The sequence below is a fragment of the Sulfitobacter sp. KMM 9851 genome, from assembly GCF_057178245.1.
This window is the reverse complement of record NZ_CM169991.1, coordinates 2,237,845-2,251,344: the sequence shown is the minus strand read 5'-3', so window position 1 is coordinate 2,251,344 and position 13,500 is coordinate 2,237,845. Positions and strand designations below refer to the sequence as shown.

General features: G+C 57.9%; 15 protein-coding genes. 7 read left to right on the top strand and 8 right to left on the bottom strand.

What is annotated here, in order from left to right; translation table 11 throughout:
- Positions 1-53 precede the first annotated feature (53 nt).
- Genes AC1965_RS11135 through AC1965_RS11110 form a run of 6 tightly spaced genes read left to right on the top strand, consistent with a single transcriptional unit; the run spans position 54 to position 5,977 of the window.
- Positions 54-2,933, top strand: coding sequence for a monovalent cation/H+ antiporter subunit A (locus tag AC1965_RS11135; protein WP_483883940.1), 2,880 nt, complete (start codon positions 54-56; stop codon positions 2,931-2,933).
- Between the two features lies 1 nt (position 2,934).
- Complete coding sequence (locus AC1965_RS11130) at positions 2,935-3,291, top strand: Na+/H+ antiporter subunit C (RefSeq protein WP_483883939.1); 357 nt, start codon at positions 2,935-2,937, stop codon at positions 3,289-3,291.
- Positions 3,288-4,829 carry a monovalent cation/H+ antiporter subunit D gene (locus tag AC1965_RS11125; protein ID WP_483883938.1) on the top strand — a complete coding sequence of 514 codons (1,542 nt, stop codon included), beginning with the start codon at positions 3,288-3,290 and terminating at the stop codon, positions 4,827-4,829. The genes AC1965_RS11130 and AC1965_RS11125 overlap by 4 nt, the downstream gene beginning before the upstream one ends.
- A gap of 1 nt (position 4,830) precedes the next feature.
- Positions 4,831-5,331: a Na+/H+ antiporter subunit E gene (locus tag AC1965_RS11120; RefSeq protein ID WP_483883937.1), complete on the top strand. Its 501-nt coding sequence runs from the start codon at positions 4,831-4,833 to the stop codon at positions 5,329-5,331.
- Positions 5,328-5,615: a K+/H+ antiporter subunit F gene (locus AC1965_RS11115; RefSeq protein WP_483883936.1), complete on the top strand. Its 288-nt coding sequence runs from the start codon at positions 5,328-5,330 to the stop codon at positions 5,613-5,615. Before AC1965_RS11120 ends, AC1965_RS11115 begins: the two co-directional genes overlap by 4 nt.
- Positions 5,612-5,977, top strand: coding sequence for a Na+/H+ antiporter subunit G (locus AC1965_RS11110; protein ID WP_483883935.1), 366 nt, complete (start codon positions 5,612-5,614; stop codon positions 5,975-5,977). The genes AC1965_RS11115 and AC1965_RS11110 overlap by 4 nt, the downstream gene beginning before the upstream one ends.
- A 302-nt stretch (positions 5,978-6,279) precedes the next feature.
- Here AC1965_RS11110 and AC1965_RS11105 read toward each other — a convergent pair whose 3' ends face one another.
- From AC1965_RS11105 to AC1965_RS11070, 8 genes are all read right to left on the bottom strand, one after another.
- Positions 6,280-6,486, bottom strand: a complete 207-nt coding sequence (locus AC1965_RS11105; RefSeq protein WP_483883934.1) for a DUF3008 family protein — start codon at positions 6,484-6,486, stop codon at positions 6,280-6,282.
- Positions 6,487-6,647: 161 nt separating this feature from the next.
- Complete coding sequence (locus tag AC1965_RS11100; protein WP_483883933.1) at positions 6,648-7,592, bottom strand: YihY/virulence factor BrkB family protein; 945 nt, start codon at positions 7,590-7,592, stop codon at positions 6,648-6,650.
- A gap of 68 nt (positions 7,593-7,660) precedes the next feature.
- A complete protein-coding gene (locus AC1965_RS11095) occupies positions 7,661-8,839 on the bottom strand; it encodes a DUF3618 domain-containing protein (RefSeq protein WP_483883932.1) in 1,179 nt (392 codons plus the stop codon).
- Positions 8,826-9,224, bottom strand: coding sequence for a phage holin family protein (locus AC1965_RS11090; protein WP_483883931.1), 399 nt, complete (start codon positions 9,222-9,224; stop codon positions 8,826-8,828). Before AC1965_RS11090 ends, AC1965_RS11095 begins: the two co-directional genes overlap by 14 nt.
- The gene (locus tag AC1965_RS11085; RefSeq protein ID WP_483883930.1) at positions 9,221-9,736 is read right to left on the bottom strand and encodes a hypothetical protein; all 516 of its coding nucleotides are present in this window, start codon (positions 9,734-9,736) and stop codon (positions 9,221-9,223) included. The genes AC1965_RS11090 and AC1965_RS11085 overlap by 4 nt, the downstream gene beginning before the upstream one ends.
- Before the next feature lie 354 nt (positions 9,737-10,090).
- A complete protein-coding gene (locus tag AC1965_RS11080) occupies positions 10,091-10,342 on the bottom strand; it encodes a hypothetical protein (RefSeq protein WP_483883929.1) in 252 nt (83 codons plus the stop codon).
- 214 nt (positions 10,343-10,556) lie between these two features.
- Positions 10,557-11,147, bottom strand: coding sequence for an exopolysaccharide biosynthesis protein (locus AC1965_RS11075; RefSeq protein WP_483883928.1), 591 nt, complete (start codon positions 11,145-11,147; stop codon positions 10,557-10,559).
- A 168-nt stretch (positions 11,148-11,315) separates the two neighbouring features.
- Positions 11,316-12,299, bottom strand: coding sequence for a DNA topoisomerase IB (locus AC1965_RS11070; protein WP_483883927.1), 984 nt, complete (start codon positions 12,297-12,299; stop codon positions 11,316-11,318).
- Between the two features lie 234 nt (positions 12,300-12,533).
- Between AC1965_RS11070 and dctP the strand changes: the two genes are divergently transcribed.
- Entirely contained in the window at positions 12,534-13,499 is a 966-nt protein-coding gene (gene dctP, locus AC1965_RS11065; protein ID WP_483883926.1) for a TRAP transporter substrate-binding protein DctP, read from the top strand.
- Position 13,500 lies beyond the last annotated feature (1 nt).

The window sequence follows — 13,500 nt, the reverse complement described above, 5'->3', positions numbered from 1 at the left end:
CACGTCGGGCGATATTTTGCGCACATACCCCTCGAATTACATCGGGAACGCCTGTGTCACTAATCTTTGTCGTCCTTCTTCCTTTCCTCGGTGCGCTTCTGCCCGGTCTTATGAATTCCGCCGGCCGGTCGGCCTGTGCCGGTGTGACCTTTACGGTTTCGCTGACCGCTTTTATCGGCCTGTTGACCAACGCGCCGACGGTCCTCGCCGGTGGCGTGGTGACCGCGCGTGTTGAATGGCTGCCGTCGCTTGGGCTGAACTTCACTTTGATGCTAGACGGGCTTGGCTTTTTCTTCGCTCTGTTGATCCTTGGGATCGGGCTTTTGATTATCGCCTATGCGCGCCGTTATCTCAGCCGCGATGACAACATGGGTGAGTTTTTCACTTATCTTTTGCTGTTTCAGGGCGCTATGGTCGGCATCGTTCTGAGCGACAACATCCTGCTTTTGCTGGTTTTCTGGGAACTTACGTCGCTCTCTTCGTTCCTGTTGATCGGCTATTGGAAGCATTTGCCCGAAGGGCGGCAGGGTGCGCGGATGGCCTTGGCCGTGACCGGCACAGGTGGTTTGGCGATGATCGGGGGGATGTTGATTCTGGGTCAGATCGTCGGCAGCTACGACCTTAGCGTCATCCTGCAAAACCGGGATCTCATTCAGGCCGATCCCTTGTATCTGCCGGCATTGATCCTGATTCTGCTGGGATGTTTTACAAAGTCTGCGCAGTTCCCATTCCACTTTTGGTTGCCACACGCCATGGCCGCGCCGACACCGGTTTCGGCCTATCTACATTCGGCCACAATGGTCAAAGCGGGCATTTTCCTGATGGCGCGCATGTGGCCCGTGCTGTCGGGCACGCCTGAGTGGTTTATGATCGTCACCACCGCCGGGTTGGTGACAATGGTGTTGGGCGCAGTGATCGCGCTTTTTAAACATGATCTGAAAGCCCTGCTGGCGTTTTCAACGGTCAGCCATCTGGGGTTGATCACGATGCTTTTGGGGACAGGAACAGCCTTTGGCGCGATGGCTGCCGTGTTCCACATTCTCAACCATGCGACCTTCAAGGCGGCCTTGTTCATGTCTGCCGGGATCATTGACCACGAGGCGCATACCCGCGATATCCGGCGTTTGGGCGGTCTGCGCAAGCTGATGCCCGTCACCTTTGTCATCGCGTCGCTGGCGGCGCTTTCTATGGCGGGCATACCCTTGCTCAACGGCTTTCTCAGCAAGGAAATGATGCTCGAAGAAGCGAACCACACCGTACTGTTCGACGTGCCCTGGCTGGTGCCGACGCTGGCCACGGTTGGTGCGCTATTTTCGGCGGCCTATTGCTTCCGCCTGATTGGGCACGTCTTTTTCGGCACTGTTCGTGATGACTATCCGTCCGCTCCGCACGACCCAGGTGCAGGCATGTGGCTGCCCCCAGCACTGCTTATTGTGCCGGTTGTGGTGATCGGGGTCGCACCTTTCCTGGCAGAACCATTCGTCAAGCTGGTTACCGCCTCCGTTCTGGGAGACGCCGCGCAAGTCCCCGAGGAGCATTTCAAGATTTGGCACGGGCTGGTGCCTGCGCTTTATTTGTCCGCCATTGCGGTTGTGGGCGGGCTTGTGCTGCTTGCGCTCTTCAAACCAGCGCTGCGTCTGTGGGACGCGACCCCGCGGCCCGAGGCCAAGGTGATATTCGACGCCATCGTTGAAACAGCGGCGCGGCTGGCACGGGCGTTGATCCTACCGCTGCACAACGGTGCTTTCACCCGCTACGCCGCCATCGGAACCGTGGTGATCATCGCGGCAGGGCTACACGCCTGGGTCACCGGAACAGTCACAGCGGCGACGCGCACAATGCAGCCCGTTGGCCCTGTGTCTGTCGCTGGGTGGGGCATGCTGGTGGCAGCAACCCTCGCGCTGATTCTACTGCACCACAATCGGCTGTTGTCGCTGATCCTGCTGGGTATCGTGGGCCTTATGGTGTCTGTCGGATTTGTCTTTTTCAGCGCGCCGGATCTGGCGATGACGCAGTTTACCGTCGAAGTGGTGACGATCATCCTGCTGTTGCTTGCGCTAAACTTTCTGCCCAATCACACCCCGATAGAAAGCAGCACACTGCGCCGGATGCGTGACATCACTATTGCGGCAGTGGGCGGTCTGGCGACCTTTGCACTGGCCTATTACTATATGCTGCGGTCGGCGGTCGGCACGCCGATTTCCGAATTTCATCTGGCAAATGCCTATAAAGGCGGCGGCGGTACCAATGTGGTCAACGTCATCCTTGTCGATTTCCGGGGGTTTGACACCTACGGCGAGATCATCGTTCTCGGCATCGCGGCGCTGTTGATTTACGCACTGACCGAAACCTTGCTAAGCGGGCCTGTGCGCGCCCGACTGTTGAACCGCAAACCGGATCAGCCGCGCGCGGGTGACACCCATCCGATGATGATGGTCGTGTTGACGCGGGTGATCATGCCCGTGGTGCTGATGGTGGGCTTTTACATCTTCCTGCGGGGCCATAACGAGCCTGGTGGCGGGTTCATCGCCGGGCTTATCGTGTCCATTGCCGTTGTGATGCAGTACATGGCCAGCGGCTTTGCCTGGACGTCTGCGCGGTTGAAATACCCGTATCACGGGGTCATCGGGGCAGGGGTGCTGATCGCGGGTTTAACCGGGATCGGATCGTGGTTTTTCGGCAAACCATTCCTGACCTCTGATTTTACCTATGTGCGCATCCCGCCGTTTGAAAAGTTCGAACTGGCTACGGCTGCGTTGTTTGACCTTGGGGTTTTCCTGGCCGTTGTCGGCGCTGTGATGCTGTCGCTCGAAAGTTTCTCGCGCCTTGCACGGCGCGCGCATACGTCGGACAACGAGCACGCGATGGATATCGACCCCTCGCGTGTTGATCCACCGCCTGAGACGTCTGCTGCGCTTCAGGAGGGGGTGTGATATGGAATTTCTTGTCGCTTCTGCCATTGGCATCCTGACCGCCGGTGGGATTTACCTCATGCTGCGCCTGCGGACCTTTCCAGTGATCCTGGGGATGTCGTTGCTGACCTATGCGGTCAACGTATTTCTGTTTGCGTCGGGTCGCTTGACCATCGGGGCCCCACCGATCCTGAGTGATGGTGCCACAGCCTATACCGACCCGCTGCCGCAGGCCTTGGTGCTGACGGCCATCGTGATCTCATTTGGCATGACGGCTGTGGTCGTGATGATTGGCCTCGGGGCATTTCTGGGGTCTGACGATGACCATGTGGATGATCCGACCGATGGGGCCGAGCCCAAGGTGGAGGGCCAGTCATGAACCACTGGATCATCGCGCCCATCGTTCTGCCCGCTATGCTGGCACCCTTCATCGTGTTGGCGGCGCGTTATCATATCGGCATTCAGCGGACGTTTTCGGTGGCAGGGGTTCTGACGCTGATTGCCATTGCGATCGGGCTGGCCGTGCAGACCGCCGATGGCACAGTCATTCTATACCAGCTCAGCGATTGGGCCGCGCCTTTTGGCATTGTGCTGGTCGGTGACCGTCTGTCGACCTTCATGGTGCTGCTAACAGTTGTGTTGGCGCTGTTCGTTCTGCTCTATGCTATCGGTTCAGGCTGGGACAATCGCGGGCGACATTTTCATGCCCTTTTTCAGTTCCAGTTGATGGGCATCCTTGGTGCATTCCTCACCGGCGACTTGTTCAACCTGTTTGTCTTTTTCGAAGTGCTGCTGATCGCCTCTTACGGGTTGATGATCCACGCCGGCGGCACTGCGCGGCTGCGTGCGGGTGTGCAATACGTGCTGTTCAACCTGATCGGCTCGACGTTATTTCTCTTCGCGCTTGGTTCCATCTACGCCGAGACAGGCACTCTGAACATGGCCGACCTGGCAAACCGGGTGGCGATGATCGGTCCAGAAGACACGGTTGGCATTCGCGTGGCGGCGGTGCTGTTGCTGCTGGTCTTTGCAATCAAGGCTGCCGTTGTGCCGCTGCATTTCTGGTTGCCATCCAGCTATGCCGAGGCGCCCGCACCGGTGGCGGCGCTGTTTGCCATTATGACCAAAGTGGGCGCCTACGCCATCATCCGCGTCTATACGATGATCTTCCCGCCCGAGTTACAGACGACCGCCGGCCTGTTCGACCTTTGGTTGCTGCCCGCGGCCTTGGTATCCTTGGCGATCGGCATGGTGGGGGTGCTGGCCGCCAAGAGGCTTGATCGTCTGGTAGCCTACTCGGTCATTGGCTCAATGGGGATGGTGATGATTTCCATCTCATTGTTCAGCCCCGAGGGCATTGCGGCAGCACTTTACTATATCGTGCATTCGACACTGGCAGGGGCGGCGCTGTTTCTGATCTCGGATCTGGTGCGCAAGGGGCGCGCCGACCTTGACCTGACGCCGCAACCGCCCGTCGCAGGATCCGCGCTCACGGCGGCGCTGTTCTTTGCCGGCGCAATCGCCATGGCCGGGTTGCCGCCGCTATCAGGTTTTCTGGGCAAGCTGTTGGTGCTCGACGCCGCCTTTGACAGCGATCTGGTTGTTTGGATTTGGGCCGTCGTGCTGGGGTCCAGCCTGATTGCGATCATAGGCTTCTCGCGTGCGGGCAGCATTTTGTTCTGGAAGGCACATGGCGTCACGCCCAACGATGAGGCGCCGGTGCACGAGCCACCATCTGCTTTGTCCTATGTCGCTGTCGGTGGTCTGATTGCGCTGCTGGCGCTGCATACGGTATTTGCGGGGCAGGTGCATGGCTACGCGACGTCCATTGCCAAGCAGTTGTTTGCACCCGGGCCTTATATCGCCAAGGTGATGGATACCCCCGGCAAGCTGAGCACATCGAAAGGGGATCACTGACATGGCGCGCGCATTTCACTGGCTGCTGCCACACCCGTTTCTGACGTTAATATTAGCGGTGGTCTGGACATTGCTTCAGAACGAACTGTCTGCCGGCATGGTTGTTTTCGGCATCTTGCTTGGAGTCATCATTCCGTGGGCGACCTCTGTGTGGTGGCCCGAAACGCCTAAGGGGTTCCGGCTTGGCAAGATGATGACCTACACGCTGATCGTGATGTGGGATATTCTGGTCGCCAACATACAGGTGGCATGGATCGTACTGACTGTTCCAAACGCAAAGCTAAAGCCGACCTGGATTGTGGTGCCGCTGGAACTGCGCCAACCTGAGGCTATTACCTTGCTGGCCGGGACCATCACGCTGACACCCGGCACAGTGTCCGCCGATCTATCGGATCAGGGACACAGCCTCTTGGTGCATGTGTTGCACACAGACGATCCTGACGCCGTCCGCGATGACATCAAATCCCGATACGAGCGCAGACTGCTGGAGATTTTTCTATGACCATGGCAACTGGAATTTTAGACGTCACGCTGATGATTGCCTTCGCAGCGCTTGCACTGGGTCAGATATTCTCCATGGCACGTCTGATCATGGGGCCGACACCCGGGGATCGTATCCTTGCGCTTGACACCATGGTCATCAACGCCTTGGGCATCGTTGTGGTGCTCGGCATTCATCTGGGCGTTCAGATTTACTTTGAGGTAGCGCTGCTGATTGCGATGTTAGGGTTCGTTTCTACCGTCGCTTTGGCGCGGTTTTTGTTGCGCGGGGACATCATCGAATGACCGTCGAGATTATTGGAACCTACTTCGTCGCACTTTGCCTGCTGATCGGGTCGGTGTTTGTTGTGGTCGGCGTGATTGGTCTGGTCAAGTTCAACGACCCCATGACACGCCTGCACGCACCGACAAAGGTCGGTACAGTTGGGATCGGGATGTTGCTTTTGGCGTCTATGGTCCATTCATTTTTGCTGGGCGATACGTCGACACATGAGATGCTGATCATGGCGTTTCTGTTCGTCACGGCGCCGATCTCTGCGAATTTCATTGCAAAGGTCGCGATCCACCGTCGGACCTGCGACGCGCCGCCCTCGCCACCGCGCGACGAAACGTGGTCGACATTGAACGCCCCCGATGCCGATCAATAAGCCCTGCTAACGCTTCATTCCAAGCGGTTGGCGGGACGCTCAGACAGCGTTGCCATCGAATTGATGCGCCCTTCAAGGAACTGTGAGGATGCTGGCAACTTGATGAGCATACCGCATCGGTCCGCTGACGGACGTTGAGACGAGATTTGGCAAATGTCTGAATATTTGATCAGCCTGCCCGGCAAAGACGCCCTCTGATAGAAGGGGCGATCGTGTACAAAGATGAATTTCACGCAGTAGCAGGCATAACGCCACGAAAACTCGGCAACCCAGCTAACCCGCTTGGCCGTAAAGGCACGCTGCTATTCGGCCGATTGCCTGTGATCTGTGCCGGATTGTGCGTGAGAGGTAAGCGGAAAACTATGTGCTAATTCTTCCAACTCGCTCTCAGTCATCCATTCGAACATGTCTTTTGATGCCCCCTTGAGTGCACTTTCGTTCGTTTCGCCACGTTTGGCGGCAAGTGCTGCACATGCGGCTTTTTGTTGGTCTCTAAATGTTGCGGGCATCTCGAACCTCCTTTGTAACCACCAAACCGTAGGCGGGCGGCGTTTATGGCGGGTTAACACCCGACGCCGGTGGTGGTTCCAAATAAAATTTGTTCCTGCCGATTTGTGATGACGTGCAGGGCATATATTGTTCAAACAAATCAGTCTGTTTAGCCGGTCAATTATTTCTGCGCTTTTCCCAGACGATCGGCTTTCTCGGCGCCGCGTTGGCCCATCGGCTCGTCCTCACCGACAGTGGTGTCGGCGCGAGTCTGGGCCTCCATCTCTGCGTTGAATTCTGCGCCAATCAGCACGATGAAGGCAGAAATCCACAGCCACATCAGAAGGATAATCGCCCCTGCCATGCTGCCGAACGTCTCGTTATAGCTGCCGAAGTTACCAACGTAGATCGAAAACCCAAGCGACGCGATGAGCCAGACCGCGCAGGCGATCACGGTACCGGGTGCCAGCCATTTCCATTCCGCATTGTCACGCGCAGGGCCATAGCGATACAGCGCGCCCAGCCCGGTGATCGACAGCAGGGCAAGCACCGCCCAACTGCCGTAGGACAGTAGCGTTTCAAGCCAACCGGGGAGCGTGAAAAAGCCAACTACCGCAGGCACGGCCAATGTAGCGGTCAGCCCCATCACCAATCCGACCACCAGCAGCACGGTCAGCGCAAGCGTCCAGAGCGTGCGTTTGATAAACCCTCGGCTCTCCGCTTCATCATAGGCGACGTTCAGCCCTTCCATCAGGCTCGCCATTCCCTTGGACGCCGAATAAAGCGCAAGGCCCAGACCGATGATAAACGCCCACCCCAGCCCGGTTTCTTCGGACCCCGTGACTTCGATGGCCTGATCAAGAATGATTGTTGCCGCTTCTTCCGGCATCAGCGCGGCGAGGGTTTGGATTTGCTCTGCGACCTGCGCTGGTTCGACCAGCAGACCAGCCAGCGCCATCAATGCGGTTATGGCAGGGAAAAGAGCCAGCAGCGCGTAAAACGCAACGCCAGCGGCGATCAATGACAGGTGGTCGTCGGTGATTTCCTTCTTAACCCGCACGAGAATATCAAACCACCCCTTGGGTGGTATCTCAGCTGGTGTCTCGGCCCCGCGTCCACGTGTCATAATAATCCCGCTTTCAAATTGATTGGCCTGCCCCCGGCGATCAGGGGCAGGCCTGGCGATCGCGCGCCTTAGTTGGTGATATCACCCAGCTTTTGCTTGTCAGCTTCACTTTTCGCCTTGTCAGCGACACGCTTGCCAGACTCTTTGGCCTTGTTCACCATTGCGTCGACGGCAGTCTCGCCCGGCGCCTTTGCATCCGCGTCTGCTTTGGCCTCGCGTGCAATTTTGCTCGCTTCGTCCTTGGCAGCTTGCGCAACGTTGCCAAGCTTTTCCTTCTCTTCTGCATAGATACGCTCGGCCTCGTGGAAGAGGGCGTCGCGGTGTTCACCCAAATAGGTGTCTTCTGTCCGGCTACGTGGCAATGCCGCACCAAACGCGGCACCAACGGCCACTGCCAGCGCACCTGCAATCAAGGGATGCTCGTCGAACAGGTCGACTGCGCGCTCGCGCCCTTGCTGCGTGTAGCGACCTGTAGCCTCCCAAGCGTCCATGGCACGCGCCCGTGCCGCGATGACGCGCTCACGAGCGTCTTCGCTCAGCGTATCGGTCCCTTCGGCCAGACGGGCGCGCATGGCGCTGGCACGGTCCGCCGCGCTGTGCGCCGTACCCTTTACGCCGTCTGCAACGGCACGTCCTGTGGACGATACCGCATCACCCGCTGACCGGGCGCCGCTCGCAATCGACGACCCGGCGCTCTTGGCCGTGCCTGCGACCGACGAGGCGGCCCCAGAAACGCCGTCAGAGACCCGAGAGGCCGCAGAACGGGCGCTGTCGGTCATCGAACCGGCGTTGTCGTGCGTATCGTCCATGGTGCGGGCCCAGCTTGGCACGGTGCCTTGCGTCGGTCTGCCGTGCGAGTAGCCAGTGCTTTGCGCCTGCGTCGTGTGGCGGAAGCGCTCGGCGTTACGGTCTTGGCTAATGGCGCTGTCACGATCTACGGCGCCGAAACGACGATCCGAGGAATAGCCGTGATCATCGCGCGGCCGCGTCTGGGTGTTGCCACCAAACATCAGCCAAGCGAGCCCCACACCGGTAACAGCCAGCGCAACCGGGTTGCGCTTTACTGCGTCAGACACCGAACGACCGATGTCGCCACCATGTTCGCGGAACTGATCGGTAAATTGGCGGGCCACACCTTCTACGGAAAACCGCTCTTGCAGATCATCAAGGGTTCTTGACAGACCGGCACGCTCTTGTTCGATTTCGCGTTCAATTTCATCGGGGTTCTTGGTATTACTTGTCATCATAAACCTCCTTTACAGTCTGCGCATCGCGCTTGACGTTCTTTGCCGTGCGGGTCGGTGCAAGGCTGCTAAGTTTCAGATCATTTGTACCTTTGTTGATCATCACATAAGCGACGACTGCCAGTGCGATGCCAACGATCAGTGCGGACCACCCAGCGGGGATGCCCGCTTCGGTCAGGGCCGCGACTAGGGCGGCAGTCAAAACGTTGAGGGCGGTCAACGCGACGACAACAGCACCAACGATCAGCCCGAGTGCGATACCGGCGGACTTGAGGTTCTCGTTTACCTCTGCGCGGGCCAGATCGACCTCTTTGCGGACCAGTGCGCTGACGTGCGCCAGCGCATCACTTAGCAGTCCACCTGCGGTTTTGTTGGGGTCAGTGGTCATGAGCGTTCTCCCGTTACAACATGGGGTGCTGCCGGCCGATCCGCGGGGGCAGGGCGGTCCATCGCATATTCGGATGGTGACCCGTCACGAGACGACGTTGCATCTCCCGACGCCTTGACAAAGCGTGTCGCGGCGAAGCCGATCAAGGCGGCACTGCCCAGGAAAACCAGCGGATTACGTTTCGCAAAACCGTTCAGGTCGCCCACAATTTCCGATAAATCTTTGCCGCGCACGGCTTCGGACGCATCTGCAAGGCCATCAGCGATCTGGCTAAAGGTCCGTTCCTGCGGCGAGCCACGGCGCAGATCATTGGCAGCGGCGCGCAGGGCGGATGCTACGTCTTTGACCTCATCCGCTGCGGTATCCTTGGCTTGGTTGGCGTAATTGGACGCCTCTGATGCCACGGTGTCTGCGACGCGGGCGCCGGTGTTCATTGTTTCAGTGGCCACATCTCGCGCCATCTGCTTCAACTCTTCCCCTTGACCTTTCGGGGCATTGCTATTGGTTACCATGGGTAACTCCTTTCCTAAAAGACAAGATTCAGAACAGCGAGAACGACCACAATCAGGCCGATGAGATAGAAAATACCATGCATGTGGTTTTCTCCCTTTGGGGTTAGGTTACATGTCTGTGCTGGAGTAACTGCGCGACCCCGCGCATGGTTCCGCAGGTTCGCAAAACACGGCAAAAAAATATTGCAATCTTAAGGGCTTATGCGGTTTTTACAGGCGATGCGCCATCAGACGACCTTTGCTCTCAAAGGCCGTCTGGCGGTACCCTCACATCGGGTACGGTAGCTTTTGGCAGCTATGCACGAATGAGCCTTTAGTCGCCCCGGATCGTGCTCGTTAACGATGTCTTTAGACTTAGTTCTTTGACGCAGGGGCGACTTCTTCGACCGTCGCATTTGCTGGCGCATCAACCTTGCCGTTGTTCAGCTCGTCAGCGGTCAAACCCTCTTGGACGGTTTCCGCGCCATTTTCTGGCGCTGTCGCCACTTCTTCGCCAACCCAGTATACGATTATGGCAATGGCGAGAACGGTCACGACGGCCATACCAATAAGCGGTCCAGCGTGGCGGCGTTTTTGTTTGTCGAGATTGGTATCGGGAGAGGACATCGGGCTTCCTTTTCATTTAAACGCTATGGTCACTGCACCTGCTGTTTTGTGCAGCGTCGGTTGGCTCACTTGGTCGAACCGCTTACAGAGTTAACCGTCGGCAGCGGGTTGGGTTCCCGCCGTGGGCCGCAGTTTCTTTAAATGACGGTCGATATCGGCGGGTCGGGTAGCCGAAGCCGATCTGGCGCATAGCCCGCGCCCAAGCCTTATTTTTTCATCGCAGGCCGAACCACCACAGGGCAAAGGGGACCAATGACATCAAGACAAGCGTCACCGAAACCAGCGCACCATCGCGGGTCAGCAGCCCTGCGGCAAAAAGAGCGATAATCGCCGAGGCAATTGACCCGGACATGGGGACAAACTCCAAGAAGGGCATGACCATCGTTAATGCGATGACCAGAAACAGCGGCAAGAACAGCCAGGGTCGATGCACCATGAAAGTGGCGCGTTCCTTCAAGCATCGCTCGACAAAACGCGTCGGCTTGCGAAGCCACTGCACGCCCTTGCCAAGTTTGTCAGCAGATATCCGTCGGTGGACCACAAATCCTGGAAGCCATAGATGCTTTCGCCCGATCACCATCTGCATCGCCAGAATGAAAATAATCAGCGCCATGAACGCTGTCACCCCCGGCACGCCACTGGCCGGGGAGGCCGAAATCAGCGAAAACGACAGCATCGTCGACGCAAATGAATGTTGTCCAAGGCAGTCGATAATATCTTGCACGGCAACGTCAGACTTTGCCTCCGCCAGACCGTCAATCTGATCCAGTACCTTGCTCAGGGCCGGTGTCGCGGACGTGGTCATTCAAAGTTCCTCGTGTTGCATGAATGCGGACCAGTGACTTTGGCCCATTGATGTCGTTGATACGTTTGCAAGTCCCGCTGATCATCCAAGGGCCTGCTGTAAGTATTGAACGACCCAATGACATAAAGGTTCAAAATTTAGACCAGAGCGCGAAAGGCTTTTATCCCGTCACCCGGTGCCTTCAGCCTCTGCCACTGCGCGCAGAAACGACATCAAGCGCCTTTCAATCAGCGACAGCCCCTTTTGTCGCCCCGCGCGGGGCAGTTGCTGCGGCGTTTCGCAAAGGTCTATGACTGCGGGGTGGATGTAGCTGCTGCGCGCAATTGCCGGGGTGTTGTGCAGACGCTGCGCGGCGGCGTCGGCCATTTCCGTAATCTTGGGCTTGTCCTGCGCGCAGGCGATTTCGAACGCGGCAAGCGTACCGGCCCAGGTGCGAAACGTCTTGGCCGAGAACCCGACAGCGCCGCTTGCCTCGCCGATGTAGCTGTTGAGTGCGGCCGATGTGAGGGTGTGCGGTTGGCCCTGATCGTCAAGCCATGCCAACAGTTCCGCACCCGGAAGGTCCCTGATCTTCTGAAGCGCGCGCAACAGTGTTTTGTCCGCGATCTGTCGCCGCACGCGTTTGCCGCCCTTGGCCAGAAAAGACACCTGCAGCTTACCGTTCCGCAGCCGCACATGCTGGCGCTTCAAGGTTAATGTGCCGTAGGTGCCGTTGGTCTTGGCATAAACCGCACCTCCGACCCTCAGTGACAGTTGGTCAATCATCGTCACCGCCGCGGCGAGCGCAAAGCTCTGTTCGCCCAGGTCATCGCGCAGATCGCGCTGTGCGCGGGCGCGCAAGCGGGGTAGGGCGGCCCCAAAATCGACAAGCGACGCGAATTTGGTTTCGGCCTGCACCTGAGACCACTGCGGATGATATCGGTATTGTTTGCGCTCGCGCGTATCATAACCGGTAGCCAAAAGGTGGCCGTTGTCAAACGGGCTGATCCACACGTTGTCATAGGCCGGGGGCACGGCGAGGGCAGCAAGCCGGGCACGTTCGGCATGATCGCTGATTAGGTCGCCGTGCCGGTCATAATAGGAAAATCCTCGCCCGGCGCGGCGGCGCGTGATGCCGGGTTTGCTGTCTGGGTAATAGCGAAGCGCAGTCATGGTGACCTTTTGGCTGATTGGCGTGCGCGCAGATGTGCAGGAACGCAAGTGTTTCAAGCCAACGTCGTCCCCCTCGGAAGGTTCCGCATTTGCGGACGGTCAAAATCTTTGGGAATGATGCGCATGCAAAATTGACTAAGCAGTTCGATGTCGCTACGCATTATATGCAGATACATATAAATGGAAACCGGAGCGACAGATTCCGGGACCATTTTTACCCCTGGGAGGAAAACCATGACGATCAAAACCCTACTGAGCGCCACGATACTGGCGACCGCGACCTTCACCGCACCGCTTGCCGCCGAGGAAGTCACCTTGCGCGCGGTGTCTGCTTTTAACCTCGGTACGACCTTCAGTCGCGAGTTTGAATCCTTTGTTGAATGGATCAACGAGAATGGCAAAGGCGTGGTTCAGATCCAAGTTGTTGGCGGCCCCGAAGCGGTGCCACCGTTTGAATTGGGCAATGCGGTGCAATCGGGTGTTGTAGATATCGCCAACAATACATCGGCCTTTTACCCCAATCTCGTGCCTGCGGGCGATGCGATTCACCTCGCGGAAAACACTGTGCAGGACCAGCGCGCGAACGGCTGTTTCGACGTGATCGACCGCATCCACCAAGAGCAGATGAATGCGAAATATCTTGGCCGTTCGGGCGATGGCATGGGCTTTCACCTCTACTTGACCAAACCTGTCGACGGGCCAGACCTTTCCGGCCTGACAATTCGCACCACGCCAGTTTACCAGGCGATGTTCTCGGCACTAGGGGCCAATCTGGTGCGCACCGCACCGGGCGAAGTCTATAGCGCCTTGGAACGAGGCGCGATTGATGGTTATGGCTGGCCCGCGCAGGGCGTGCTTGATCTGGGTTGGGACGAGCAAACAGAATATCGTGTCGATCCAAGCTTTTACAACGTCGACGTTAACCTGTTGGTCAACCTTGACACCTGGAATGGCCTGACCGACGAACAGCGCGCCAAGCTTGAGGAAGGCGCGAATTGGATGGAAGCGCTGAACGCCAATAATGCCGAACTGAACAAGGCGGAATATGCCAAACAGGCCGAAGCGGGTATCGAGACAATTACCTTTGACGAAGCAGGTGCAGAAAAGTGGCTGAACACCGCACGCGATGCTGGTTGGGCCGCGGTCGAGGCCATTGACGCGCCGCTGGCCCAAGAACTTCGGGCTTGTCTGGTTAAGTAAC